Origin of the sequence: Vibrio sp. 1F263, from assembly GCF_041439035.1 — a bacterium.
In the GTDB taxonomy this organism is placed as follows: Bacteria; Pseudomonadota; Gammaproteobacteria; order Enterobacterales; family Vibrionaceae; genus Vibrio; species Vibrio tasmaniensis_A.
Map to the genome: position 1 here is coordinate 154,470 of NZ_JBGONI010000003.1, position 26,955 is coordinate 181,424.

Here is a 26,955-nt window from a genome sequence, read left to right on the forward strand (position 1 = left end):
CTAAATGTTATTCAACTGAGAAAATAATCTATGAGTTTTACCTCCCTTGGCCTTTCTGAACCGATCCTTAAAGCTATTGAAGCACAAGGTTACGATAAGCCATCACCAATCCAAGAGAAAGCCGTACCAGCTGTCCTAACGGGCAAAGATGTAATGGCCGCTGCTCAAACAGGTACAGGTAAAACTGCTGGCTTCACGCTACCTATTCTTGAAATGTTATCAAAAGGCCCTCGCGTACGTCAGAACCAAGTTCGTGCACTAGTGCTAACACCGACCCGTGAACTTGCTGCGCAAGTGAATGGCAGCGTAGTTAAATACGGTATTAACTTACCGCTTACTTCTACGGTCGTGTTTGGTGGCGTGAAAATTAACCCTCAGATGCAAAAACTTCGTAAAGGCAGTGATGTGTTGGTGGCAACACCGGGTCGTCTACTTGACCTATACAACCAAAATGCAGTGCGTTTTGATCAGCTAGAGATTCTAGTATTAGATGAAGCTGATCGCATGTTAGACATGGGTTTCATCCGCGACATCCGTAAGATCTTGGCTTTCCTACCGAAGAAGCGTCAAAACTTACTGTTCTCTGCAACGTTCTCTGATGATATTCGTAGCTTGGCTAAAGGCTTAGTAAATAACCCAGTTGAAATCTCGGTAAGCCCTGCAAACTCAACAGCACCAACTGTTGAACAAAGTATTTATCCAGTAGATAAAAAGAAAAAAGCGCCAATGCTAGCTAAGCTGATCAAAGATAATGATTGGCGACAAGTGTTGGTGTTCAGCAAAACAAAACACGGTGCAAACAAGCTTGCTCGTTTCCTTGAAGAGCAAGACATCACTTCTGCTCCTATCCATGGTAACAAGAGCCAAGGCGCGCGTACTAAAGCCTTAGAGAACTTTAAAACCGGTAAGGTACGAGTACTCGTAGCGACCGATATCGCTGCTCGTGGTATTGATATCCCACAACTTCCTCAAGTGGTTAACTTCGACCTTCCAAACGTATCAGAAGATTACGTTCACCGTATTGGTCGTACTGGCCGTGCTGGTGAAGTTGGTAAAGCAATTTCATTGGTTTGTGCTGATGAAGTGGGTGAGCTATTCGGTATTGAACGCCTTATTCAACAAGTACTGGAGCGTCGTGAACTGGAAGGTTTTACACCCGTAAACAAGTTACCAGAATCTCGCTTGGATTCGCGTCCGATTAAGCCTAAGAAACCGAAAAAGACACGCGAACACTCGGATGGCCAACGTTCTGGTGAGAATGCTCGCGGCCATAAGCCAGCAGGCAAGAACAAGCGTCATGTAGCAGGTAATGGATCTGCTCCAAAGCGTAAGCCTAACTCAGGCAACAAAGCTTCAGACAGCAACTCTGCAGCTGCTGGTGATGATAAGTCTTTAAGAAATAATGGCAGCAACTATAAGCGCGGTAATAAGCCTTCTACGAATAGTTCTGGCAAGCCAGGTGGTGCAGGTAAACCCAAAAAGTCTGGTTTCGGTGGAAGTAATGGTTCGAGCAAACCGTCTAACAAGTCAGCAGGTAACAAGCCTACAGGTAACAAACCTTCACCATCTAGAAGCCGTTCTAAGCCTGCATCTCAGAAATAGTAGCTCTTTGGTAGACAGAACGTTGAGCATAGCTTTGCAAAGATTATGTAACGAGATCGCTTCGTAGGAGGGGTCTCGTTCATTGACGACTTCCTGCTATCGAACTCGAACAAGCGCGAATATTGAATTTCAATGTTCGCGTTTTTTTATGGGTGTAATTAGGGCGTGTTGACCTTTTGCGGTTAAATTTTGTTCGAGCTAAAAGTGTTTTAATCGCGGCGAGGGGGAAGTCGCCTAGTCATTCTAAGCAAATCTCCCTCAACAAAGAGTAAAACGCTTTTAGCTGAACCCTTTGGGCAGCGTTTGCTGGTCATTTCTACTACGTTATCGGCTTCTCATGTAGGCTAGCTACACATCGAAACCTCTGCCTTGTATAAATACCCAGCAACTCGCTGCAAAAATCAGCTCGAAAGATCAACACGCCCTAAGCAAACAAGAAGAGGTTTCTTCAGAGTTGAAGCTATCGAATTTATTGAAAAGTAGGTATTTATAGGAAGAGAAATTAATCTTTAATGATCTATTAATAACAACATAATCACTAGCGATTTGTTGGGTTTTGCAATTTGCAATTTCAGTTTGCAAAACAAACAAGCATTTATGGCGAATACGTGTTCAGATGCGTAGTAAATACGTATATTTAAAGTTGGCACGTATAGTGCATTAGTAATAGTGACCCTTCTTAAGCCGAGGGTCACCTAGCCAACTGACGTTGTTAGTGAACCCATATTGTTCACACAAAATATATGACCAATCACCCTTTTGTGATTGGTTTTTTTTTGCCTGAATTTTGAGTTCTACTTGTTGGTATTACTTTTTATTAATTGTTATTACTACACTTATTATTAAGTGCAGTTAGCTCAAGCAAAACAAGCAGAGCACGACAATTTACTAATCATGCTCATACCATTCTTGCGCTAACACTCACCACACTTTGAGTAACAGCTTGGTTGGCGCGGGCATTCTCCACCTCGGGAGCAGATAAGCCTAGCCTCTGTCTCAATCCCACGTTCAATCCAATTTATATTTAGAATCTTGGCTATTGTCGTGAGATCTTTCTTGATGTTACGCGGGATTACCACTGAGCCACCATTGTTAACGCATGACGCTTTAAGTTGCTCTGCAATGTCTCTTGAATTACCGCCTTGTGCATCAATTGCAGGGTTAAGGTCTATGCCAGCACACAATACGCGATTGTTACCTGCAGGATCCGTCATATTGATGGATTCACAGCAGTAGATTCTTGGTTCATCACCCACATTTAAAATAGATATTTGAGCCGAACTCCCTGCGCGAGGTTCTGACAATCGACGGAACACAGCCCAATGTTGACATGGGTCGGCAACAGTTCTCATATTTCCCCAAGGCAGTGGAATCCCGTTACCGCGGTACACCGCCTTGAGTTTCCCTGGCCCATAAGCATCAAAGTAGTGCCAGTGAGGGTAGGGCGATACTACCGTCATTCGACGCATAGCAACAGAGGGGGAAACCCCCGCTCTTTTGTGAACGTCGATTTCGTAACCAGTGCGGTCAAGCAACTGTCTAAATGGAACTTTCGGGCAAAGAAGTGCGCCAGCAAAGAAGCTAGATTCAAAGTCTCGCCATGCTTGAAGAATATCTTGAGAGTTAAGTTGCGAAGAGCCTGAAACCTGGTTGTCGTCCCATGTGTTGTTGTTGCCGACCGACAACACACTCTTTAAGCCTTCTTTGCTGTGCAGAATACAATGGCCAATATAGACCGATAAATCGTATTTCAGACGAGTGGGGTACTCTTTCAGGATTTCGTTTAAGAAGATTGTGCTAGGAGGTTCAAAGAACGAAGTGACTAGCTGTTTGGCATTAATTCCGAGTTCATCAACAACGTCTTTCGGTGTGCGTGTTACCCAACGGATGTTAATTCCTAGGCTTCTAGCGATGTCTATAAGGTCTTCTACGCTGAGGTTAAGACGTTTTAAGCCAACTTCTTCCGCTGCGCGCTCAAGGTCAGGGAAGTGGTTCTGATTGCTTTCTTGGTGTGCTCGAATTAAGAGGTGTGCAAACTGGCGGCCTGAGATCCCCGTTTGAGATAGCATCTCTGGAATTGCAATTTGCAGGATGTCGTTGGAGAAAAGAAAGCTAGGCTCGAGTGCCATGCCACTTATCCCACCACGATTCCCTTTATCAGGAGCAATGGCTTGTTGTTCAGATTCGTCGTCAAGGAACCAGGTTGGGTTCTTCTGAAAGACCTGCGCGATTACTTCTAGCATATCGATGCTTGGGACGCGCTTTCCACGTTCAATCATTGAAAGGTAAGAAACGGAAGGTGCGTATTCTGGGTTGATTCTAATACAACGCGCAGACAGATCTTCCATCGTTAAATGGTTACGTTTTCTTAGGTTACGTATTTTCGTACCTAGGAAATGAGACTGACGAACTAAACTTTTTGACAAGGCCATATTTGTAAAATTCACATTGTAAAATTTTTGTTGTGAAATTGTAGGCAAAAAAGCGTTAGTCTACAAACTAAGCAATTCACAAAATGACAAATAAGTTAAACGTTAGTTTGGAATAATTGCTCTAGGACACGTTTTTGCTATAAAAATCGGTGAATGTTCACCGGGTTAGTCAAGAGGGAAAGACTATGAATATGCTTACATTCGATAAAACAGAAATCCAAAAACAAACAAAACCATTTATCGCTGAAGCTGTCTTTGCCGTGGAGACTATCAGTGCCAAACAGCAAACTGAGAAGCAACTCAAAGCGAAGCAACTGCTAGACAGATTGTTCCCATTAGAGAACGGCTCACATCAAGATGTAACGAGCTACGTAGTTGATTACCGCCATATCATGGCTTATTTCAAAGATGGCCAACACAGCGGTCTAAAGCATCCTAAGCAGTTTGTAGCTTACATGGGTGAGAAGTGTGACCCAGACTCAATCTTGTTCCGAGATAGCAGTGGAAGCCATTTAGAAGTGATGTTTGGTTGTCATAAAGGGACGGGGTGTATTGAATTGGTCGATATCGACGATATTCAGTTAGAGTCATGCACTACTTTTGGCCAGTCACCAATGGAAGTGGTACAAACGAATACTGAGCGTCAAGGCATCACTACAGCAATACGTCACTGGATCAGCTTAGTTCAAGGTGATGAGAAGGGTAAACCAAAAGCATGCAGCGAAGACAAAGAGTTCCGAGCTAAGAGCGGTGAAGATTACTGTCTTAATTATTGCTACGCCCTTTAATGTCACAGCTACATCTTTGGCATTTATGAAAGATGTAGAACCAGTGTAGTGTTAAACACTCTGAATGTATTTAGCATTAAACACTGACGACTATGAATAAACGACAAAGCCCCAACGATTAACCTACTGGTTATTGATTGGGGCTTTTTGCTTTCGGTGTTAATTGCGAGTCTATTTTTGTGCCTAGAGCCTAGAGCCTAGAGCCTAGAGCCTAGAAATCAGGGTTTAGTTAGTACGTCGTTTAACTGTAAATTTGTTTAGATGATTGCAGACTACAGCGGCATCACTCTATTTCGACCAAGTGACTTCGCTTCGTAAAGTAGCTTATCAGCGCGTTCGATCAGTGATTGTGCCGATTCACCGGGTTCAAGCTCAGCAACACCAAACGATGCGGTGATGCTACCTACCTGTTGCCCGCTACGACGATCTTTAATCGATAGCTTTTCTAGAGAGCGGCGGTTGGTGTCTGCAAGCTGACGTGCAATGCGTAATGATTTGTTTGGCACGATTATCGCGAACTCTTCACCACCAAATCGGTAAGCAGAAATACCTTCACGGCACATTTGTTTCAATTTGCGCGCAATGCCTTTAAGAACCATGTCACCAAATAGGTGGCCATAAGTGTCGTTGAAGTTTTTAAAATGATCGATATCGAGAAGAATTAAACACAGAGGTTGTTTCGCTTCACACAAGGTTTCTATATCACGGTCGAAAGAGCGACGGTTATAGAGTGTCGTTGTGCTGTCAAAGAGTGCATCTTTCTGCACTTCTACCAGCTGAGATTTTAGCTTAGTGATTTCTGATGTTGCAGAATTCAACTGAGAATTTAAAAATTGAGTAGAGTGACGAATATGACGAGATTCAGAAACTAACTGACGAACTAAAGACATGACTTCATCGATCGATAAACTTTCATTGTCAACGCGGGCCAAATCCTCGAAGCTTTTATCAATCATCTCAGAAAAAGCAGAGGTATCGGTCAGTGTGTCATTCATCGAATTCGAAACTTCCGAGACCAACAACTCTAAATTAGCGCGGAGGTCATTGATATTCGTTTCAGACTTGCTAGCAACATAATTATTGTAAAGCTGCTCACCAACGGCTGGAGGACAAATGCCATAGTATTCCAAGATACCATCCATGTCTTTAGTCAGCTGTGGGATAGCATTGTCAACATAGGTGTACCAAAGTGCATAATTTGCAGGTGTAGTAGACACCCGGTTCTTCATCATAAGAGGCACCGCTTTTTTTAGATTTGCGGTGGATTTTTGAAATTCGTCTTTTTTCATGATTTTTACTGCAGATACCAAACTAACTAAGCCACTGCGACCAAGATTAGCGGATTTTACCGATCTTTGCTTTAAAAATTATATAATTAATGGATGAGGATTGGGTAAACAACTCATTTTCATTATGGAAATCGATTGCATATTTATATCGAATAATAAATAGGGTGTTATTTGACCAAAGAGGAGAGGTCCGGTTGGGGGGGGCGGCTGTTGGTAAGGGTTGGCTGCAATACCAATCGCGGTCAATAATGGGTTAGCCAAGCTTGTTCAAACACTCTGCCGAAAAATGGGTAATACGGGTGAGTGTGGAAGAGGTAGTAACTCAGTGGAAGTTTTATTTCAGGCATAAAAAAGCGCCGATAAAAATCAGCGCTTTAAAATTCTTTTTAGCTAAAAGCTAATTATTGAGCAACAACGTTTGCTGCTTGTAGGCCTTTTTGACCGTTTTCAACTTCGAAAGAAACCTTTTGGCCTTCTTTCAGAGTTTTGAAACCTTCAGAAGCGATAGCACGGAAGTGTACGAATACGTCAGCGCCGCCGTTGTCTTGAGAAATGAAACCGAAACCTTTCTCTTCGTTAAACCATTTTACAGTGCCAGTATTTGTGTTAGACATAATTTGTCCCTTATTCATAAATTTTCTAAATTGTTGATTGCATTACTGCAATGCGCTGATAATTGAATTATTTAATATTGCTAAGAAATAAGGAAAAACTACTTACAAAAACGGGTAACGATTTTACATGTCATTTTTTACTATTCATCTAACTTAAATAACTCCGGCTAACAGAGCGAGTGCATGTTAACACAGTCTTTCGGGTTGTACACTCATTGATTGATAAATCAGCGAGTTTTTTTGTCATGTTGCGCTCGTTAACAAAAACTACCTACAACAGCTGATAGGTTTATAAAGTTACACGCCATGACAAAGTAAAAAGGAAGCCTAAGCCTCCTTTTCTTCGTTAGTATAGACGATATTATCGTTTGAAGTTGATATCTTCAGTCTTATCTAAATTAATTTTAGTCTTAGCTGGTTGAGTCTCTGCGATTATTTTTCCGTGGCGAATCGAGTACTGCACTGGCACTTGGCGACGTACTGCATCAAAACCGTTATCTGCAGGAAGAATTAGTAAGCTTCCTGGCTTACCTTCTTCAATGCCGTAGTTGTCTTGGATATGCAGTGTGCGTGCTGAGTTCTTGCTGATTAAATCAAGTGAGGTGTTGATTTGGTCGTAGCCCATCACTTGCGTTACGTGCAGTCCCATGTGCAGAACTTGAAGCATATTCGCTGTACCTAGTGGGTACCATGGGTCAAACACATCATCGTGGCCGAAACACACATTGATATTTGCTGCGAGCATCTCTTTAACACGCGTTACGCCACGACGTTTCGGGTAGTCGTCGAAGCGACCCTGTAAGTGAATATTCACTAACGGGTTAGCCACGAAGTTAATACCAGACATCTTCAATAGACGGAACAAGCGAGATGCGTAAGCACCGTTATAAGACCCCATCGCTGTGGTATGGCTTGCCGTTACCTTCTCACCCATTTCGAATTTGTGCGCAAGGGCTGCCAGCGTTTCAACAAAGCGAGATTGTTCATCGTCAATCTCATCACAGTGAACGTCGATCAGGCAGTCGTACTTGCGTGCAAGCTCGAACACGTAATGCAGAGATTCAACGCCGTATTCACGAGTGAATTCAAAGTGAGGGATAGCACCGATAACGTCAGCACCGATCTTCACAGCTTCTTCAAGCAACTCTTTGCCGTTGGGGTATGAAATAATGCCTTCTTGAGGGAATGCAACGATTTGGATGTCGACCCACTCTTTCATCTCTTCGCGGACTTCAACCATCGCTCTTAACGCCACTAACGTTGGGTCTGACACATCAACGTGTGTACGCACGTGTTGAACCCCGTTAGCTATCTGCCATTTCAGTGTTTGCTTGGCACGAGACTTTACGTCTTCGATTGATAACAATTCTTTACGCTCAGCCCAACGCTCAATACCTTCAAACAAAGTACCAGAGATGTTCCAGTTAGGTTCTCCAGCCGTTTGCGTAGTATCTAGGTGGATGTGCGGTTCACAGAAAGGAGAAACTGCAATGCCACCTTCAGCATCAAGGATGTCACCTTGATGAGTGATTTGAGCGTCATTATCGAGAATGCGAGAAAATTGACCATTTTCAATCAGAATCTGTTTCAAGCCCTCTTGGTCTTGAAGTTTCGCGTTCTTGATTAATAAGGTTGTCATAGTGTGTCCTTAAGCGGCCTGAGATTTCAGAGCTTTTTTGTTCAATAGAGGATTTAGCACGAGGTAACTGATTGCACCACCAAACACGGCATTCAAAGGAACGATGCCAGGTAGGAAGTGACCAGCGGCTACGCCTGTTGCTACCGCGATAATGCCAGCCCAGTTAACGGTTTGGAACTCTGCATTTGCAAAATCTTTGTAACGTTTACGGTTCGCGAAGAAGTCGGCGATGATTACGCCACCAATGGGTGGAATCGCCAGCGAAAGGAAGGTTAACCAACCAACGAAGTTGTTGTATAACCAAAGCGCGAAAATCGTACCGATAATGCCGTTAATGATAGACATTGTAGTACTTGAGCGACCTGTGATGTTAGATAAACCCAGACCTGACGCATAAAGTGCATTTTCATTGGTTGTCCAGATATTCAAGCCAAGCACGATGATGGCTGGAAGCAGTAGACCTTGCGCGATCATCACATCTGAAATATCAGCCTGACCGGTTGCTGCTGCGCCTGCTGCGCCGAAGATAAACATCAGCGAGTTACCGATGAAGAACGCGACCATTGTAATTAACACGGCGCTTGCTGGCTTTTTACCGAAGCGAACGAAATCGGCAGTCAACGTACCTGCACTTACAAACGAACCTACAACCATTGCTAGTGCCATTGAGAAGTCCATTGGCGTCTCTGGCTTAATCAGCTGCAGTTGCTCTAGTCCACCAACACTGTCTACGGCTGTTAGTACTGAGTAACCACCCAAAATTGCAATCGCGGGCACCGCAATTGCTGAAAGCACCATTAGCGCTTTAATACCGAAGTACACCGTACCTGTCATCAAAAGGCCTGACACAATAATCAAGGTGTTGGTATCAATGCCTGTGGCTTTCTGTACCGGAATTGCGAACATGGCAACGCCTACACCAAACCAGCCGACTTGTGTACCACCAAGTAGAGCAGAAGGAAGCCATGAGCCTTTAGTACCAAAAGAGAAACGAGCAAGGAGATGAGTAGAGAGGCCAGTAGATGAGCCGATGTAGCCAAGAAAAGAAGTGTAAATACCAAGAATTAGGTTACCGATGAGAACGGCGAGGAAGAAATCGTTGAAAGAAAGACCTGTCCCGAGTGAACCACCTGTCCACATACTTGCAGAGAAGAAAGTGAGTCCAAGCATTACCATGGTGAGTGAAGCAACTCCTTTCCTAGCCGATGTTGGAACTGGCCCAAGACTGTAGTTATTATCCGCAGCCATTTTTTACCTCCGCAATTGTTCAAAATTAAAATTAATGGTCGCCGTATTGCAGGCAAACGTGCGCATTATCGTGATATAAATAACATAGTCAATGCTAGTTTTATCAATAAGCCATCTATTAAGGCGGTTATGTTAAAAATAGACATTTAAAACATAAGGTTACTTTTCATATTTATTCTTAAAAAATAATTAGAAAACGTTTTCTATGGCGTAGGTGATGAGCCAGAATTGAACTTCACTATGAATGCTAGCGATTATGACTATGAATGGGTGTCTGTATATTGGATGGGCGATGTTTCTTAAATTGCAGGCAAAAAAATGGCCAATCGCAATACTCGCAATTGGCCTATATATATCGTGAACAAGAAAGGTTCACTAACAACGTCAGTTGGCTAGGTGACCCTCGGCTTAAGAAGGGTCAATATGTACATTGCAGTTAGTGTGCCAACTTTTAAAGCAACGTAAAATGGGTGTTTTATAGCAATTTGGTGCGTATTTAAACGGTTTGCTTGCATTTTGGAAGTTGGCAGTTGCGTTTTGCAATTGCATTTTGCGATTTGTATTGCTTGTCATTAAGGAATAAACGATAAAAGTGAATACTGAATACTGAATACTGAATACTGAATACTGAATACTGAATACTGCTTAGTTTTTGATTTTTGCTGCTCTGTCTGCAACTAACGGTAAAATAGATAAAAAGCCCGTGCGATCTCAGATCTCACGGGCTTTGTATCGTTTTATCTAAAACAAGTATTAGATCGAGTAGAAGAAGTATAACTGGGACTTCATTCTAATGATGATCCCGCGTATTACGTCTAGGAACGCCATAAAGCTGATAGGCTTCTCACCGCTTACCCAAGCTAACCCTACAGAGCCGACTGGAATATCGTAACCTTCCGCCTCGTCAATTTTTAAGCGGACAAAGTGGTGCTTGTTCTGAAGATTTCGACCTGTGGTGACACGAACTTGTTCATCAATACCTAATAGGCTAGCTTGTGCTTCACCCGTCGCTTCAACAATGCCTTCTACGGTTGCGGAGAATATCTTGCCTGGGTATACCGCCGTTGCAAACTCAGCAGGCTGGCCCACTTTTACGTTACGAATAGCTTGGTGATTCACTCGCATTAACACGTATTTTTCTTCAGTGTACATTTGGATACGAGGCATCATTGATACTCGCTGTCCTTCACGAAGAATGAAATTAGTTACAAAGCCGTCAGTCGGCGCCGTTACTTTGGTACTGTTCAAATCCCATTGAGCTTGAGCCAATGTTGCTTTTGCCGAATCTACCTCAGTTTGTTTCTTACTGACGTTGGTTTCTGCCTTGTGGATGTTTAACTTCGCGTTCTCAGCATCAACTTCTTTCTTACTCAGTTGAGATTCCAACGTGGTGACGTTATACGTTGCCAAGTCTACCTTTGCCGTTTGTTGGTCGATGTCAGTCTCAGTAATCGTATGTTCTACCACTTTGTTTTGCTTTTGGTAACGGTCAAGTGTTTTAGATTGCAGAACAAGATCTGTTTTTGCTGATTCTATCTGAGCGACAGAGGCTTTGATATCTTCAAGCGCTGACTGATAGCTTACTTTAGCGATGCTCACTTCTTGGCGAGCGGTATCTAAAGCAACGTTCGCCGATTCAAGTTGCACGCTAGCCTTATCTCTCGCAATAACATATTTGGTGTCATCAATTTCGTAAATGAGCTGACCTTCAATCACGTCTTGGTTCGGTCTAATGTGAACCTTGGTTGTTTTGCCTGACACATTGGTTGAATCTGGACGTAGCTGAATGTGTGGTGATTGAACGACTGAACCTCCAGAGAGATCCATCGGCGTGTAGTTAATGAGTCCAACCCAAACAAACAATAACCATGATGTACCACCTAGATAAGAAAATGCTTTGGTGCCCTTATTCCATGGCATACCAATAAGCCTAAGTAGATAGATGAACAGTGCCCACAGAGCTAAGCCTTCTAACATGTTTGGCTCTCCCCATCTTGATCATTCTTAACTTGTTGTTCTGTTGGTTCCGCAGGTGCTTTCCATGTGTCTCTCAGGTTTATTATGGCTTTTTCCATATCAACAAACGCTAAAATGACGGCAAGTACCCATACCCAGTGCCATATGAAGCCAATCCAAGTTAAAGCTGTGATTAAACCGAGCTGGTGATGCTCTTTACTGTGGGCTTTATTGATTGGTAATTCATGAACACGCCAAAAGCCGTAACATGCAGCTGCGATTGTTGCGACCAACACAACGCCAGCTACGACGTGTAATGCGGTGTCTGCGCCTGTTCCAACAAATGGGACACTTAGTAAACTCATTGATCAACCCTAAGTAAAATTTGAACGCCGAGTGTGATGGAAGTTGGATTTACAGGTTGTAAATTTACTAATTACTTCGATAATGGCAATTATATGATTTGATCTATGATCTCCTTTCTAAGGGTTAGCGACTAATGAACAATTGTAACTTCTTAAGAGCGTTAGGGATTTTGGGTATTTATCAACACGCTGTCACAAACCCTGTGGTTAATACGGAGCGTTTAGGTATTCCGAAGTCTGTGTTTACTAACTCAATGAATCTTATTCCGGTCAATGAAGTCGATAAATGGTATGGGTTTCTTGAACAGCAAACTAATGATCCAGATATTATTCTGAAACTGTCTGACCGGGTGGATATTGAAAAATTAGGCCCGTTAACCAACTGGTTTTTTTCTGGACATGATCTTGCTTCTACGATCCGCCGAGTGAACATCGGCCTGCACTGTTTACAGTCTGGTGCGTTCTTATACGGTGCACAGGTAGGGACAATGATTAAATGGTGCTACGACAATCCTGCTTACTCAGAAACGGGTAAAGTGCATGACTCAATAAGAGTCGCGGTTTTCATTATGAAGATTTTACGTCGATATTTGGGTGATGACTTTAAACCCGTCGCGGTTTCAATAGCCGGTCGTCGAGAGAATGTTGACCTCTACCATGAATATTTCGGCTGTACGATTCAATGGGGACAGCCTCGCACAGAGGTTTGGATCCCGAGTGAATCGAGGTTATCCATCAATCAATCACTATCGAACAGTAAAGCAAATCTGGCGATGAACTTTCATGACTTGGATAACTATCTAAACATGCCAGATGCTGGTGATGAACATAAGGTCACCTATGAGATGATCAACTACAGTCGCCACTTTGGTTTACCAACCCTTCACAAGGTTTCCAGTTTATTAGGGCTCTCTGAGCAGCAGTTTCAACGCCGTTTGCATAAATCGGGCATCAATTTTTCTACCATTATGGGGTATGCGTTAAGCAACGTGGCGGTAGAGCTACTGATGTATTCAGTGCCAGTGGAAGAGGTCTCGAAGAGGTTAGGTTATACCAACGTCGCGAGCTTTAATCGGATGTTTAAGAAACATCGAGGTTTGACGCCTAAGCAGTATATTGAGCGTTTTGATAGTCAATACTGATCATCATTAGTCTTCATCTAGCTTTTTAAAATGAGTGGATAGGTAAACGATTATCCAAGTGCTAAGGACAAAAGGCGCGGTCAGTGGTAGCAGTGACCGTTCATGAAAACCAAGTGTGATGAGACAGCTCAACAGCATGCCTAATAGGATTAACGGCCAAGGAATTCGCGGATAGAGCACAAGTGCTAGAGTGGCAAGAGTGGCGTTGTACCCGTAAAGACCTTGCTCAATTAGCGCGCCAGAAGCGCCAATCATGTGGCTAAAAACAGTGCTGATTAACACTGTGAGTACTACCCATAGCGCATGCTTGATATTGTTGAGTGCGATGGCAACCAAGATGACTAGACCCGATAGTGCATTATCGATAAAGCTGACTTGGCTGATCCCTTTCAATAACGGGAGCACCGCTGTTGGTAAGCTGAACCACGAGTCTACCTCAAGACTGATGATGGGTATCAATGCGGAGTTGGATGGAGAAAATGCCGATAGATCCAAGGCTGATTGGATAGCATAAATCAGCCAACTGGTGAGGATAAAGGCACTAGTGTAACCGTGATACTTCTTAAAGCTAAACACGATCTTGGCGATGGGTACGGTTATCAGCGAGCCGAGGGCTACTACTATAATCAGCCACCCATTGACTTCAAAAAAATTCCCGATGAACAAAGCAATCAGTGCGCCATTTAGCGCATACATGCCATTCTCAATATCATGAGACGGTTTATTGGTCAGTAAGGCAAATCCGTAGCTGAAACTGGCGCCAAGCAAGGTAAGAAAAGCCAGCGCAAGTGACTCAATAGAAATGGCAAACAATAGCAGAAACGACGTCATGACCGACGGAGTGAAATAGACTTGCCCAATGCCATTGAGCAAGCCTTCAAATGGTAGAATATCCTTATTCGTTCTCATCGTCTGACTACATTCTTTTGCTATGTTGAATCTTTTGTAGCTCAGATTGTATGCAATTTTATTAAGTTGACCATCTTTGCGTATCAATTCTGATACCAGCGCTCACCATAGGCTTGTTGGTAATCTGGTGTTTCAATGATGCCTTCTTGCTCTGGAACGGTTTCTAATGGCCCAACGACCGTTCGATAAGGTAATACGCCAGCCCATACCGGGATATCCATATCAGCTTTATCATCATTCACTCCATGTTTACCTATCTTCACGGAGGCTTCTGTTAAAGGGATCGCCAATAGCTCGGTGGCGGTGAGCTCTTTCTCATTACTGAGCCTGACTTCATCGGTTCTGCCCGGCGCGATTTGCTCAATAAAAATATTCAACAAGCGATCCTTTTCTTGATTGTCATCGATGACTGAAAATGATCCTAATACCACAGCAGAACGATAATGCGCGCTGTGATGAAATGCCGAACGGGCCAATACCCAACCATCGAACAAAGTGAACGTTAAACAGGTGGGCTCTCCCTTTTTTAACCCTTTTAGTAAGCGACTGTTTTTAGCCCCATGAATGTAGACCATATCATCCACTCGCCACGCGAGCATCGGGATAACCATTGGCCCTTGTTCACCCTGCAATGCAATGTGTGCGATTAAGCTCTCATCAATAATTTGGTGCAGTTTCTCTTGTTCAAATACGGCTTTGTGAGCCCCTTTTTTAATCGTGGTTCTTTTCGTGCTAGATAACATAATCGCTCCTTAATCATTGCCTTTTGATTAATGTAGCGATTAACTGGTCTATTAAATAGAGCCACTTTTAAACACTATTTGGATCCAGTTATGCAGCCTATTGATGTCGGTGACCTACAGTTAGACGAGCAACATGACACGCGTCAAACCGCCTTGTTTCATGCGATCAGAGAAAAGATTGTTCAAGATTTATGGAGTAAGGGCAGTAAGTTACCCTCAACGCGTAAGTTGGCCGTAGAACTGTCGGTAAGTCGAAATACGGTGATTTATGCGTACGAACAACTGGTCACCGAAGGCTATATCGAGAGTAAGCAAGGCTCAGGGTTTTATGTCTCGGTTGAACAACCAGAGCACTTTCTAAGTTTGTCTCAGCCAAACAGTGTTCAGGATCCGAAGGTTAAACAAACAGTCAGTAAACCGGCTGCAAACATAGCGACACCTAACGACATTAACCGCAGCTTTGCCCCCGGAGTTCCTGACTTAGATGCGTTCCCTTTTGCGAAATGGCAGAGGCTGCTGCAACGTCACTCTACACGTCAGAACATTGCGGGCAATCAAGAGGTTCAGGGAAGCTTGGCCTTGAGGGAAGCATTGAGCGGGTATCTTGCGAGTAGTCGCTCGGTTCACTGCAGTACCGATAGAATCATCATCACCGCAGGTGCGCAGCAAGCCATCTCAATTGGTTTGATGGCGACGTTAGCTATGGGGGACAAAATCCTTGTGGAAGAGCCCGGCTATCGACAAGTGCATAAAATCATCGATCTGTTGAGGCTAGAGCTAGACGGTGTGAGTGTGCGTGAAAAGGTTGGGTTAGATATTGAAAAAGTGCTGTCCAGTAACGCCAAGGCTCTGTATGTCACGCCGAGTAACCAATACCCAATGGGCACGACCTTGAATACCGAGCAACGACTTAAACTGATCGATTGGGCCAATCAACATCAGTCGTGGATTATTGAAGATGACTACGACAGTGAGTTTCAGTTTGCTCATCGCCCTTATACCAGCATGCAAGGGTTAGCGGGAAAGTTAGGGTTCGATGATCGCATCATCTATGTCGGATCCCTGAGTAAGGTGATGTTCAATGGCTTGCGACTAGGTTATTTGGTGGTGCCAGAAAGTCTGGTGGCGAAGTGTCTTGAGATTAAAGATGCGCTCACTGGAGACACGGCCTCACATACACAAGAAGCGCTGGCGGACTTTGTACGTGAAGGCGATTTATTGCGCCATATTAGAAAGATGCGTCGTTCATACAAACTCAAGCATGAAGCGATGATAGAAGCGATTAAAAGTGAGTTTCATGGCGATCTTGAAGTGATCAGTCAGGCTGCTGGGCTACATGTGACAGTGAAGTGGTATCAAGGGATATCTGAACATGAGTGGAGCCGTAGAGCAGAGTTTGAAAATATCATCATTCGTCCTTTTGACTTTTATGAATATGGATCAAGTGATGCTCGTGATTGGAGTGGTGCAGTGCTGGGGTTTGGTAATATCCGACTGGCTGACATAAAGCCGAAGATCAAACAGATCGCTCGGCTTTTTTATCAGTAATATTGGTAGGGCTTGTTTACAATTTTCTGATTCATCACTAATCGAGTTACAACTTGTCGATAGAGACGGTGGGTTTACTTTTACCTAGCCACTTGCGCCAAGGTAGTGACAATGTCACAAAAACAGACACAGCATAGAGCATCGACCAACTTAGGCAGATAAACACCAAGGTACAGATCACTAGTGAGAGCATGGCGATGTATCTCGATGCGCCAGTCAGTAATCGGCAGGCCGCTAACATCGCAAGCAGATAAACTAGAACAAAAATACCATTGGCGAGTTTAAGAAAGAATTCGAGATCCAAATTAGACAGCTCGCCGATTACACACGAAATAAGCGCAATAAAGCCGATTGCTAAGGTTGGATAAAGTGGTACGCCACGGCTGTTGAGCTGCGCCATTTTATTGGTCGGAGTGTGTTGGCGAGCTTGAGCCCAAATCATGCGAGACAAGCTTTGGGTGTAAAGGTTTAGGCTAGCAAAACAAGCAAAGAAGCCAAGTACACTGATGACGGTTTTAAAGCCATTGCCAAACAGTTGCTCTGTCACCCACGGGATAGAGGCAGCATCAAATTCCGGCGAACCATAAGCGCCTAGCTTGATAATAACCACTGAACAAGCCCAGTACACCAAACCTGCGACGAAACACCCGGTAATGATGGCGATGGGGAAGTCACGTTGTGGATTCTTAAATTCCTCTCCCATGTGAGCAAAGGCTTCGATTCCTACAAAGCACCAAAACATAACCGCCAGTGCTGCACCAATAGACCACATTGAATCGGATGTCATAGTCGGAACTGCGATGTCAGCTGCTGTGATGTCGGCTTTCCAGACAAAAGCGCTGACTAAAGCAAAAATCGACAAGGCAATCACGGTTTGCAAGCGGCCTGAAGACTTACTGCCCATCAAATTGACGGCAATAAGCAGAGCGATGGTAAAGGATTGAGCACCTAATGGTGTGTCGAGTGGTGCTGGTAACAGTTGTTGAGCAAAGCCTCCTGCCAATGCAATCGCCGCTGGAATACCGACAGGAATAACACTCACAAACAACCAAGCTACACTGGTTTCTAATCGCTCGCTGAATGCTTGGCGCACAAAATAGGCCGTGCCTCCTGCATTGGGGTAGCGTTTCCCTAATGCAGCGAAGGTTAGTGCAATCGGGCAAATGGCGATAAACAGGATTAACCATGCTAGTAGCGATAACTGCCCTGCAATGCCTGCCGCGATAGCTGGGATCATAAACAATCCTGTGCCAAGCAAGGTCGTAGAAAGTTGTCCAATTCCTGAAATAAGCGTGATTTCTTGTTTGAGTTGCGTCATTCGCTGTCCTTGCTATTGGCTTTGATATCGGTTTTATGGTGCAGTCTTGTGAGGCTGAGATTGAAAGCATACATTGTCGACATCAATAATACAGCTAGCGAAACGTCTTAAGACACCGTCAATTTAACGGTATTAATTTGATTAAGCGTGAAAGTGTCGGCTGTCATAATGGCTGTTATAAGTAAGAAAGTTGTGTCAAATTAGGAGGTATAAATAGAACAATAAATGGAAAGAATCAGAAGCATGGATAAATTTGATCGCCAAATTTTAGATATTCTAAAAACTAACGCTCGATGCTCAGTGAGCGATATCGCCAGAGATGTCAGCCTGTCTCGCTCTGCAGTGAACGCCAGAATCAAGAAGCTGGAAAACGATAAGATCATTACAGGATATTGTGCACAGGTGACCGAGCCTGATTTACCGAAGAACGTTGGCGCTTATATCTCTTTGAAGTTTGACATGTCGAGCAGTAACCATAATTGTGAGTCTTACGCTAAAAATATCTACGCCATTAACGGTGTGCAGTGGTGTCACTCTATCAGCGGTGAGACCGACATGATGCTTTATGTTGAAGTTGAAAGCATGGAGCGTTTGAACCAAATTCGCGACCAGCTGCAAGGCTATCCTGAACTTCGACATCTTATGACTCATACTGTCTTAACTGAATTCTTCAACAAGCAAACTTCGTCTTTTAATATGTCTTGAGTTAATACCGCTTACCTTCACCGTGTCGTCATTTGTCCGTACTTACTCAACTTATTGTTACTCACTCTATTTTTATTCGCTCTAAGGTTGCTGATGTTAGGTAATATCAATTTAAATTTACTGCGGTCGCTGCATGTGCTTCTTGAAGAGTGCCATGTCAGTCGAACAGCTCAGCGTCTGCACATCACGCAGTCGGCTGTGAGCCGTCAACTGGCTCAGCTTAGAGATCTATGTGGTGATCCTCTTCTGGTTCGCGATGGGAACAAACTGGTTCCAACCAACCGTGCTTTGTTGCTTAAAGGCAAGCTCGATGACTTGCTGGGCGAGTTTGACCACCTCTTAGATGACAAGCCATTTGATCCACAAGATTGGCAAGGTGAATTGGTGTTGGCTTCGAGTGATTATGTTGCTCAGTATATCTTGCCCATTATTGTGTCCGAGGTGTCGAAGGACGCGCCCCATATCAACTTGGCTTATCGTCTATGGCAGCCTAACTTCCTTGAAACGCTCAATGAATCAGGTATTCACTTGGCGTCGAGTATGTTCCCCAAAAAGCCGGATCATGTCTCAAGTATCAAGCTTGGAGAAGATAAGTCCGTGTGTTTGATGAGAGCCTCTCATCCGTTGGCTAAGCAATCAGCCATAAGCTCGGAAGACATCGTGAGTTACTCACATATCAAAGTCACGGGTGGGGGAGATAAAGACAGTTATTCGGATATTGCGTTAAAGAAACAGGGACATAAACGCAGAATCGCGTTGCAGGTACCGTTCTTTTCATCGGCGGGAAACGTGTTAATGCAAGACGACTACTTGATGATTGTGCCGGAGCATATTGCTTATAACTTGGGTCGACATCTCGATGTCGCTTACTTTTCGCTGCCGTTTGAGACAGAAATGCATACCTATTGGCTGATGTGGCATCCTAAGTATGATAACGACTCTGCCCATAAATGGGCTCGAGAGAAAGCGTTTAAAGCCATCCAAAAGTCGAGTTACAATATAAGTATGATTTCAAATCATACCAGTGATGATAATCTTTGATTTCAAATAATACCTACTGCGGCTTATTGTAAGCGCTAAGTATTGAGTATTAATTGTAGAGTGTTCAGCTGGAACGCTTTGTTTTACTAGGAATGGAATGATGACAGTAACAATTTGGTTTTCTTTATTAGCTATCTGCTTGTTGGGTGCAATGTCTCCGGGCCCAAGCTTGGCGATGATCGCTAAGCACAGTTTGGCTGGTGGCCGTATGAACGGACTTATCGCAGCTTGGTCACACGCTGCGGGCATAGGTATTTACGCGTTCGCAACCATTGTCGGTTTAGCGGTGTTACTTGAGCAATCACCAATGTTGTTCAAAGGGATCAGTTTAGCGGGTGCTGCGTATCTGCTCTATCTCGGTGTAAACGCGTTGCGCTCAAAAGGTGGAGTTGCTGCGAAATTGGAAGCGGGTGAACAGATGAGCTACATGCAGTCTGCTCGCGAGGCTTTCTTGATCTCTATCTTGAGCCCTAAGATCGCTCTGTTCTTTATCGCTCTATTTAGCCAATTTGTGGCGTTAGGTAACGAACTGAGCAATCAAGTGATTATTGTCTCAACGCCACTGATTGTTGATGGCCTTTGGTATACCTTTATTACTCTGGTGCTCTCTAGCCCATTGATCGTAGAGCGCATTCGAGCAAAAGCGCAGTTGATCGATCGATTGTCTGGCGTGGTTTTAATCCTGCTTGCTGTGCGTGTGGTGTGGACGATATAGCGATAGTCCATATACTGGAAAGAAACGATATCCATTAAAAAGGCTCACTAGACGTTATCTAGTGAGCCTTTTTGACTTCTATGGATTGGCTTCGACAGTCTTGAGCTTGTTAGCCTTCTGAATTCAGCACCGCATCGAGCTTTTCCATGGAATCTGAAAAGTACGGGTTGTAGGTCAAACGAGCATGGTTTTTACCTTCTTCACGATATCCCCACGCTGAGTACCACACTGCACTTGTCGCGTTGCACTGTGCTTCAAAACCTTCCTCTTGACCATTGGAGCAGATCTTCTCGCTACCATTGATCCCGTAGTAAGGATTGCTTGGCGAGAACAGTAAGCCCATGTGAGAGCCGTTCGAGATACGTTGCTCTGGGATCTTCATGCTGTATTGAACAGCGCGAGGATCGTCAAGTGTGGTTTCCCCTTGCCAAATCAACACGTTATTTGGGTTTGGCATGGATTCCGTAAATGCCTGCTGAACGAAGTGGGTATCAATGACACTGTCGCCTTCACTCATCATAATAAACACGGGCTTATCAAAGTGTTTGTCTTGAAGGCCCTCACGAACCACTTCTGAGGTTTGGTAGTAAACCGAAGCACCATTCATTGGCAGTGAGTTATAGCGAAGTACATTGTCTTCAGGATCTTGATCCGCCCAAGTGACAAAATAGCTTGCTAGCTCCGCATATTGAACTGCAGAAGAGCTCGGTTGAAATGCAGGAGAGAACAACAGTAACCCAGAGATCTTAGGATCGTTCATCGCCTGTGAAGTCACAAGGTTCGCACCTGTTGAATAACCGCCAAGCCACACAGAATCATACTCTTGCTCCAATAGCTTCGTATGATGAGCTACAACACCTTGCCAATCTTCTAAGCTTGGTTGCATTAAGTCACCGACACGACTGCCGTGGCCCGGTAGCAATACCGTTCTCACTAGGTAGCCTTGTTCTGCTAAGTGCGTTGCGATGTCTTTAAATGAGTACGGAGAATCACCTAAACCATGTACCAATAAAACTGCCTTACCGTTAGGTGCCGCAGGTTTGTATTCGGTGGGTGAATTGAGTCGAATCTCTAGCTGCTTGTCTTTGGTCATGAATACACGGTTTTTCAATAACCAATCTTGAGTTTCATTGACGTAGGCATCAAAGCTGTCTTGCTGATATTCAGGCAAGTTTGGAGATGTTTCGTAAGCAGGTATCGTTGTCTCGTTGGAACAACCAACGAGACTTAAAGTCGTTAAGGCGAGCAGCGTTAGAATGGTATTTCTATGCATTTTTTGATGTTGTCTCTGTTGTTCTTCTACTATGTCTGAAACTGAAGTTTAGATTACTTTCTGCTTGAAAGGTCTTCGTATTCACCTTCAATAACACCGGCATCACTGGTAGATGATTGACGTGTGTTCATGTGAGCTGCGAAACCCTGTTTTTTCATTTGATTCTGAATGCGCTTGCCAGTGATTAAAGCTGCAATAGCTAAAGGAATAGCAAGAATCAAGCTCGTGAATAACGCCAATAGGCCAGTAAACAACGCAACAATCGTAACTAATATATTTTTCATATTCATTCCTCTTTTCTCTATGTTGTTACTATATCGCTTCCATTCTGAACGAAACATGAACACCGTTAATAAATATCAGAGAGTCACTATGACACAGGTGTGTGTGGATTGAGAGTTTATATGTAGTCATAATCACGCACTAAAATTATGGAATAACAGTAAGTTCCATAAAATCAATAACTTAAAAGTTGGCACGCTTGATGCTCTATAGGGGTTGGAATAAGTCACTGTAAGCAAAGTACTTACAGCTAATAAAAAATTACTGGAGCCCCTTATATGTTCTGTATTCAATGTGAACAAACAATTCAAACCCCAACCGTAAAAGGCTGTTCTTTCGCACAAGGCATGTGTGGAAAAACCTCGGAAGTATCCGACCTTCAAGACGTGTTGGTGCATTCTCTTCAAGGCGTTTCTTTTTGGGCAAGCTTAGGTCGCGCTTGCGATGTTATTGATACAGAAGTTGATGAGTGGGCGCCAAAAGCGTTCTTCGCAACACTGACTAACGTTAACTTCGACCCTGCTCGTATTATCGAATTCGCACAACAGTCTCATGAATTCAAGCAGCGTTTAGAGCAAAAAGTTCGTGCAGCAGCAACATTGATTGGTTTTGAAATTCCAGAGCTTTCTGCAGCAGCACAGTTCGATCTTCCAACAGATTCTTCAGAGCTATTGGCACTTGCGCCTCAAGCTGCTGTAAACCGTGGTCACGATTCTCAACACGAAGATGTGATTGGTCTTCGTCTTCTTTGCCTATACGGCTTAAAAGGTGCGGCAGCCTACATGGAGCACGCTCGTGTTCTTGGTCAAACTGATGACGCTATTTTTGCTGAATACCATGAAATCATGGCGTCCCTAGGTACAGATCCATCCGATCTAAAACAGTTACTTGATACATCAATGCAGATTGGCTTGATGAACTACAAAGTAATGGAAATGCTAGACAAAGGCGAGACAGATACCTTTGGTCACCCTCAACCAACAACCGTGAATGTGAAGACTAAAAAAGGTCACTGTATTCTTGTTTCTGGTCACGACTTACATGATCTAGAAAAGATTCTTCAACAAACTGAAGGCAAGGGCATCAACGTTTACACTAACGGTGAGATGCTACCAGCACACGGTTACCCAGAGCTAAACAAGTACCCACACCTTGCGGGTAACTACGGCAGCGCTTGGCAGAACCAGCAAAAAGAATTCGCTAACTTCCCAGGCGCAATTGTAATGACATCAAACTGCCTACTTAACCCTGATGTAGGTTCTTACGCAGACCGTCTATTTACACGCAGCATCGTGGGCTGGCCGGGTGTTGATCACCTTGAAGGCGACGATTTCAGCGCAGTAATCGACTGTGCACTGGCGCAAGAAGGTTTCAAACACGACGAGATCGAGCAAATGATCACTGTCGGTTTTGGTCGTAACGCACTGATGGAAGCCGCTCCAGCGGTTATCGAGCAAGTGAAAGAAGGCAACATCAAACACTTCTTCCTAGTGGGTGGTTGTGACGGTGACAAATCTGAACGTAGCTACTACACAGACTTCACAGCTCAAGCGCCAGAAGATTCAGTAATCCTGACATTGGCATGTGGTAAATTCCGTTTCAACAAAAACCAATTCGGCGACATTAACGGTATCCCACGTCTGTTAGATGTTGGCCAATGTAACGATGCTTACTCTGCGATTCAGCTTGCTATCGCACTGTCTCAAGAGTTTGATTGTGGTATCAACGAACTTCCGTTAACGCTGGTTCTATCTTGGTTCGAGCAAAAAGCGATCGTTATCTTGCTTACTCTGTTCGCTCTAGGTGTGAAAGGTATCTACACAGGCCCTACAGCACCTGCGTTCCTAACTGAAAACCTACTTAAGATTATGCAAGACGAGTTCGATATGCGTTCTATTTCAACGCCAGAACAAGATCTTAAAACAATCTTAGCGGCTTAATTTAAGCCAACCTGAAGCCTCGTTGTTGTGACGTTTTTAATAAAACAAACAGCTCCGGGGCTTTTTAGATTTAAATCTTTAGTCATTTAATCATCAGTAAGGTGCGTGAACTATGTATGCATGGTCGGATAGCGATTCAATCAATTTAGTGTGTTTAAAGAAATGGCACGAGACGCCAGATACGGTCAGCTTTGAGCTTGGCAGTATTCCACAAGACTTACATTTCAATTTTAAGCCTGGGCAATTCATTACTCTGGGTTTAGATATGCCGACGAAAACAGATTATCGCGCCTATTCTGTGGCTTCTTGTCCTGAAGATAATCGCCTGAAGCTCACGGTGAAACGTGTGGAAGGTGGCTTGGTTTCGAACTTTATTGTTGATGAGCTTGATGAAGGTGATGAGGTTTCTGTATTGAAGCCTGCTGGCGCGTTTAACTGTATTGATTGTATGCCAACAGCGACGAAAAAAGTGACGCTAGTGAGTGCAGGTTGCGGTATTACACCGGTGATGGCGATGGCAAAATATTGGTTGGCTCAAGGCAGTGATATTGAGATCGACTTCGTCCACATGGCACGCAATAAGCGTGAGACCATTTACTTTCAAGAACTGCATCAATTAGATGATGCGCACAGCAACTTCAATCTTAAATTGCTGCTAAAAGACAGTGAAGGAACATTAGCTCCTCAAGGTCGATTAGATAAGAATTGGTTAGTAAAACTAAGCCCAGATATTTTAGACCGAACTGTTTATCTGTGCGGCCCAGTTGGCTTTATGCAAAACATAGAAAGCTACCTGAAAGAACTAGAATTCAACATGGAAAATTTCTATCAAGAAAGTTTCACGCCAGCGAACCCAAACACGGATTCACTAGCCAATAGCAATACAGCTTCAGAAGAGTCACAAGCGGAAGCGTCTGCAGATTCAAATGGTGCCGTTAAGGTGTTTGTTCCTGCATTTGGCGCAGAAGTAGAAGCGGAAGCGGGTACACCACTGGCTGATTCATTAGAGAAAGCTGGAGTTCCGATTATTATTGCTTGTCGCAGTGGGATTTGTGGTTCTTGCAAGTGCAAAGTAACCAAAGGTTCAGTGGAATCAAGCAGCCAAGAAACATTGACGCCAGAACAGATTGAGCAAGGTTATGTCCTTGCGTGTTCGAGTACGATTCAGTCAGATGTTGAGGTTGAGCTGTAGCAGATGTGAAGTCGAGCTTTGTTAGAACGGTAAAAACAAAGTTGGCATAATAGAGACCAAAATTAAAGTAACAGATGTAAAAAGGCCACTTAGATCAGATAGAGAGAGCAGATCTAAGTGGCAACCTTCCTGTTTATACGGGGGAGTAAAACAAGAAGGGTTGCGAAGCCCATAATAGACTTCGCAGATATAATTATTATGTTGTGGAGCCGTTTGCGCTGAGTTAGTTACAAGATCGAAGTCGTTTAAACTTCAGGGTATGTCTTGTAACGAACACCCATCATCTGTTCCATACAGTGAACAACTTGGCAGCTGTAGCCAAACTCGTTGTCGTACCAAATGTAAAGAACAGCGCGGTTGTCTTGCGCGATAGTTGCAACACCGTCAACCACACCTGGGTGGCGGGAACCAACCAAATCGGTAGATACAATCTCGGTTGAGTCGGTGTAATCAATCTGTGCAGATAAAGTTGAAGATAGCGCCATTTCACGCAGGTATTCGTTCAACTCTTCTTTGTTTGTGCCTTTCTCAAGGTTTAGGTTTGCTACTGCCATTGAAACGTTTGGCGTAGGTACGCGAATCGCATTACCTGTTAGCTTACCTTCCATTTCTGGCATCGCTTTTGATACCGCTTTAGCAGCACCAGTCGATGTCAGTACCATATTCAATGAAGCAGCACGACCACGACGATCACCTGAGTGGAAGTTATCGATTAGGTTTTGGTCATTGGTAAATGAGTGAACCGTTTCGATGTGACCTGATAGGACACCAAACTTGTCGTGAACCGCTTTTAATACTGGCGTAATCGCGTTGGTTGTACAGCTTGCAGCAGAGATGATCGTGTCTTCTGGTTGAATGTCATTTTGGTTTACACCAAATACAACGTTCTTAATTTCACCTTTGCCTGGCGCAGTCAGTAGAACCTTCTTCGCACCATTACACGCAACGTGTTGGTTTAGGCCTTCAGCGTCACGCCACACACCTGTGTTATCAACCACAAGTGCATTCTCGATACCGTAAGATGTGTAATCCACTTCTGCTGGCTTGTTTGCGTAGATAACTTGGATGAAGTTACCGTTAACGATGATCGCTTTACGTTCTTGGTCTACAACGATGCTGCCGTTGAATTGGCCATGAACAGAGTCACGACGTAGCAAGCTTGCACGTTTTTCTAAGTCACCGTCTTTGCCGCCACGAACAACAATTGCACGTAAACGTAGTGGGTAACCTGGGCCACTTTTCTCGATCAATAGACGAGTAAGCAAACGGCCAATACGACCAAAACCGTACAAGACAACATCGCGAGGTTCTGTCATCGCATCGCCTTCAAGCGATTCTAAAAGTGCAGTTTGTAGGAAATCATCCAACCCGAGTGTGTCTTCGCGATCTTGCCAGAATGTATGAGCAAGGCGACCAACATCGATACGACATGGAGATAAGTCCATAGAGAGAAGGTGTTGAATGATGGGTTGAGTCTGTTCTGCGGTAAGCGGAGAACCTGTGTAACGTTTTGCGATGCGGTGAGCTTTGATGATGTCGATAGTTGTTGCGTTAACCAGTGTTTTACCGAAGAGGATAACTTCAACGCCTTTTTGGCGGTACAACTGACCTAAAGTAGGAGCGATTGATTCAGCAATAGTTTGACTAGTTTGCCAGTCTAGGAGGTGCTTTTCGGGACTCATCTTTACTCGGGACCTTTCACGTTAATTTCTGCAATCATAGCGAATGTAGGGTAGCCATGAGTGCATGGGGGAGTTGAGCTATCTAAGCTTTGGTGGTCTTTAACGCCACTTAAATTTGCTTGATATGCCTTGTGTGTAATTTGTAATTTTTATGTGGCAGGATTGTAAGGTACGACGAGTTATTCTGCTAGGAAAAATAAACATAGAGTAATTGTCTGAAAATTGGCTTTTAATTGGTCATAAATTAAGGTTTTAGTGTCAAGAAAGGCTATTGACTTTAACAGTCTGTAGCACTTAATTTTCGCCAAAAAATACTCAGATCAAAACATGATGTGTAATAAAGGGAATTACGATCATTGAAGATGTGATCATTAGCACTAGTTACACTTAAAAAGTAAACGACAGATAAGGTATTCAGCGAGTTTTCTTGTTCGACCTTTGAATAAGCTGAGTTTGAGTACAGAAAGTTAGTGACGCAAACGATTAGATCTCACAAATTTGACTTAACTTTGGTGTTTATTGGTTTCTAGAG

22 protein-coding genes are annotated in these 26,955 nt (G+C 43.8%); 9 read left to right on the top strand and 13 right to left on the bottom strand.

Features of this window, described 5'->3' with window-relative positions:
* Positions 1-30 precede the first annotated feature (30 nt).
* On the top strand, positions 31-1,602 hold the full coding sequence (locus ACED25_RS03205; RefSeq protein ID WP_371694611.1) for a DEAD/DEAH box helicase: 1,572 nt from the start codon (positions 31-33) through the stop codon (positions 1,600-1,602).
* A 914-nt stretch (positions 1,603-2,516) separates the two neighbouring features.
* Here ACED25_RS03205 and ACED25_RS03210 read toward each other — a convergent pair.
* Positions 2,517-4,049, bottom strand: coding sequence for a DUF3612 domain-containing protein (locus ACED25_RS03210; RefSeq protein ID WP_017097047.1), 1,533 nt, complete (start codon positions 4,047-4,049; stop codon positions 2,517-2,519).
* A 170-nt stretch (positions 4,050-4,219) separates the two neighbouring features.
* Between ACED25_RS03210 and ACED25_RS03215 the strand changes: the two genes are divergently transcribed.
* Entirely contained in the window at positions 4,220-4,822 is a 603-nt protein-coding gene (locus tag ACED25_RS03215) for a malate synthase (RefSeq protein ID WP_102249384.1), read from the top strand.
* A gap of 272 nt (positions 4,823-5,094) precedes the next feature.
* On the opposite strand, the gene ACED25_RS03220 is transcribed toward ACED25_RS03215, so the two are convergent.
* From ACED25_RS03220 to ACED25_RS03245, 6 genes are all read right to left on the bottom strand, one after another.
* Positions 5,095-6,111, bottom strand: a complete 1,017-nt coding sequence (locus ACED25_RS03220; RefSeq protein ID WP_009845697.1) for a GGDEF domain-containing protein — start codon at positions 6,109-6,111, stop codon at positions 5,095-5,097.
* Positions 6,112-6,512: 401 nt separating this feature from the next.
* A complete protein-coding gene (locus ACED25_RS03225; RefSeq protein WP_004730009.1) occupies positions 6,513-6,725 on the bottom strand; it encodes a cold-shock protein in 213 nt (70 codons plus the stop codon).
* A 361-nt stretch (positions 6,726-7,086) separates the two neighbouring features.
* Positions 7,087-8,364, bottom strand: a complete 1,278-nt coding sequence (locus ACED25_RS03230; protein ID WP_371694612.1) for a cytosine deaminase — start codon at positions 8,362-8,364, stop codon at positions 7,087-7,089.
* Between the two features lie 9 nt (positions 8,365-8,373).
* Positions 8,374-9,612 carry a cytosine permease gene (gene codB, locus ACED25_RS03235; protein ID WP_032499239.1) on the bottom strand — a complete coding sequence of 413 codons (1,239 nt, stop codon included), beginning with the start codon at positions 9,610-9,612 and terminating at the stop codon, positions 8,374-8,376.
* A gap of 753 nt (positions 9,613-10,365) precedes the next feature.
* A complete protein-coding gene (locus ACED25_RS03240) occupies positions 10,366-11,589 on the bottom strand; it encodes an HlyD family secretion protein (RefSeq protein ID WP_017100960.1) in 1,224 nt (407 codons plus the stop codon).
* Positions 11,583-11,933: a hypothetical protein gene (locus tag ACED25_RS03245; RefSeq protein WP_012600300.1), complete on the bottom strand. Its 351-nt coding sequence runs from the start codon at positions 11,931-11,933 to the stop codon at positions 11,583-11,585. The genes ACED25_RS03240 and ACED25_RS03245 overlap by 7 nt, the downstream gene beginning before the upstream one ends.
* Positions 11,934-12,067: 134 nt before the next feature.
* Between ACED25_RS03245 and ACED25_RS03250 the strand changes: the two genes are divergently transcribed.
* Entirely contained in the window at positions 12,068-13,075 is a 1,008-nt protein-coding gene (locus ACED25_RS03250) for an AraC family transcriptional regulator (protein ID WP_017097042.1), read from the top strand.
* Positions 13,076-13,081: 6 nt separating this feature from the next.
* On the opposite strand, the gene ACED25_RS03255 is transcribed toward ACED25_RS03250, so the two are convergent.
* Both ACED25_RS03255 and ACED25_RS03260 read right to left on the bottom strand, forming a co-directional pair.
* Positions 13,082-13,984, bottom strand: a complete 903-nt coding sequence (locus ACED25_RS03255) for an urea transporter (protein ID WP_108193696.1) — start codon at positions 13,982-13,984, stop codon at positions 13,082-13,084.
* An 83-nt stretch (positions 13,985-14,067) separates the two neighbouring features.
* Positions 14,068-14,727, bottom strand: a complete 660-nt coding sequence (locus tag ACED25_RS03260) for a pyridoxamine 5'-phosphate oxidase family protein (RefSeq protein ID WP_017097040.1) — start codon at positions 14,725-14,727, stop codon at positions 14,068-14,070.
* Between the two features lie 90 nt (positions 14,728-14,817).
* Here ACED25_RS03260 and ACED25_RS03265 point away from each other — a divergent pair, with 90 nt between their 5' ends.
* Positions 14,818-16,275, top strand: a complete 1,458-nt coding sequence (locus tag ACED25_RS03265; protein WP_009845689.1) for a PLP-dependent aminotransferase family protein — start codon at positions 14,818-14,820, stop codon at positions 16,273-16,275.
* A gap of 46 nt (positions 16,276-16,321) precedes the next feature.
* Here the strand turns inward: ACED25_RS03265 and yjeH are convergent, their stop codons facing one another.
* Positions 16,322-17,593 carry an L-methionine/branched-chain amino acid transporter gene (gene yjeH / locus ACED25_RS03270; RefSeq protein WP_108193694.1) on the bottom strand — a complete coding sequence of 424 codons (1,272 nt, stop codon included), beginning with the start codon at positions 17,591-17,593 and terminating at the stop codon, positions 16,322-16,324.
* Between the two features lie 243 nt (positions 17,594-17,836).
* Between yjeH and ACED25_RS03275 the strand changes: the two genes are divergently transcribed.
* From ACED25_RS03275 to ACED25_RS03285, 3 genes are all read left to right on the top strand, one after another.
* Complete coding sequence (locus ACED25_RS03275) at positions 17,837-18,298, top strand: Lrp/AsnC family transcriptional regulator (protein ID WP_017097037.1); 462 nt, start codon at positions 17,837-17,839, stop codon at positions 18,296-18,298.
* A 93-nt stretch (positions 18,299-18,391) separates the two neighbouring features.
* Complete coding sequence (locus ACED25_RS03280; RefSeq protein ID WP_017100954.1) at positions 18,392-19,339, top strand: LysR family transcriptional regulator; 948 nt, start codon at positions 18,392-18,394, stop codon at positions 19,337-19,339.
* Positions 19,340-19,439: 100 nt separating this feature from the next.
* On the top strand, positions 19,440-20,054 hold the full coding sequence (locus ACED25_RS03285) for a LysE family translocator (protein WP_061017544.1): 615 nt from the start codon (positions 19,440-19,442) through the stop codon (positions 20,052-20,054).
* A gap of 109 nt (positions 20,055-20,163) precedes the next feature.
* Here ACED25_RS03285 and ACED25_RS03290 read toward each other — a convergent pair whose 3' ends face one another.
* Together ACED25_RS03290 and ACED25_RS03295 are read right to left on the bottom strand one after the other, a co-directional pair.
* Positions 20,164-21,327, bottom strand: coding sequence for a carboxylesterase (locus tag ACED25_RS03290; RefSeq protein ID WP_108193693.1), 1,164 nt, complete (start codon positions 21,325-21,327; stop codon positions 20,164-20,166).
* A 53-nt stretch (positions 21,328-21,380) separates the two neighbouring features.
* On the bottom strand, positions 21,381-21,611 hold the full coding sequence (locus ACED25_RS03295) for a hypothetical protein (protein WP_009845683.1): 231 nt from the start codon (positions 21,609-21,611) through the stop codon (positions 21,381-21,383).
* Positions 21,612-21,887: 276 nt separating this feature from the next.
* On the opposite strand from ACED25_RS03295, the gene hcp reads away from it, so the two are divergent.
* Together hcp and ACED25_RS03305 are read left to right on the top strand one after the other, a co-directional pair.
* Positions 21,888-23,549, top strand: a complete 1,662-nt coding sequence (hcp, locus tag ACED25_RS03300; RefSeq protein ID WP_108193692.1) for a hydroxylamine reductase — start codon at positions 21,888-21,890, stop codon at positions 23,547-23,549.
* A 112-nt stretch (positions 23,550-23,661) separates the two neighbouring features.
* Positions 23,662-24,741: a hybrid-cluster NAD(P)-dependent oxidoreductase gene (locus ACED25_RS03305; protein ID WP_012600312.1), complete on the top strand. Its 1,080-nt coding sequence runs from the start codon at positions 23,662-23,664 to the stop codon at positions 24,739-24,741.
* 245 nt (positions 24,742-24,986) lie between these two features.
* Here the strand turns inward: ACED25_RS03305 and ACED25_RS03310 are convergent, their stop codons facing one another.
* A complete protein-coding gene (locus ACED25_RS03310; RefSeq protein ID WP_371694613.1) occupies positions 24,987-26,423 on the bottom strand; it encodes a glyceraldehyde-3-phosphate dehydrogenase in 1,437 nt (478 codons plus the stop codon).
* Positions 26,424-26,955: the final 532 nt, after the last annotated feature.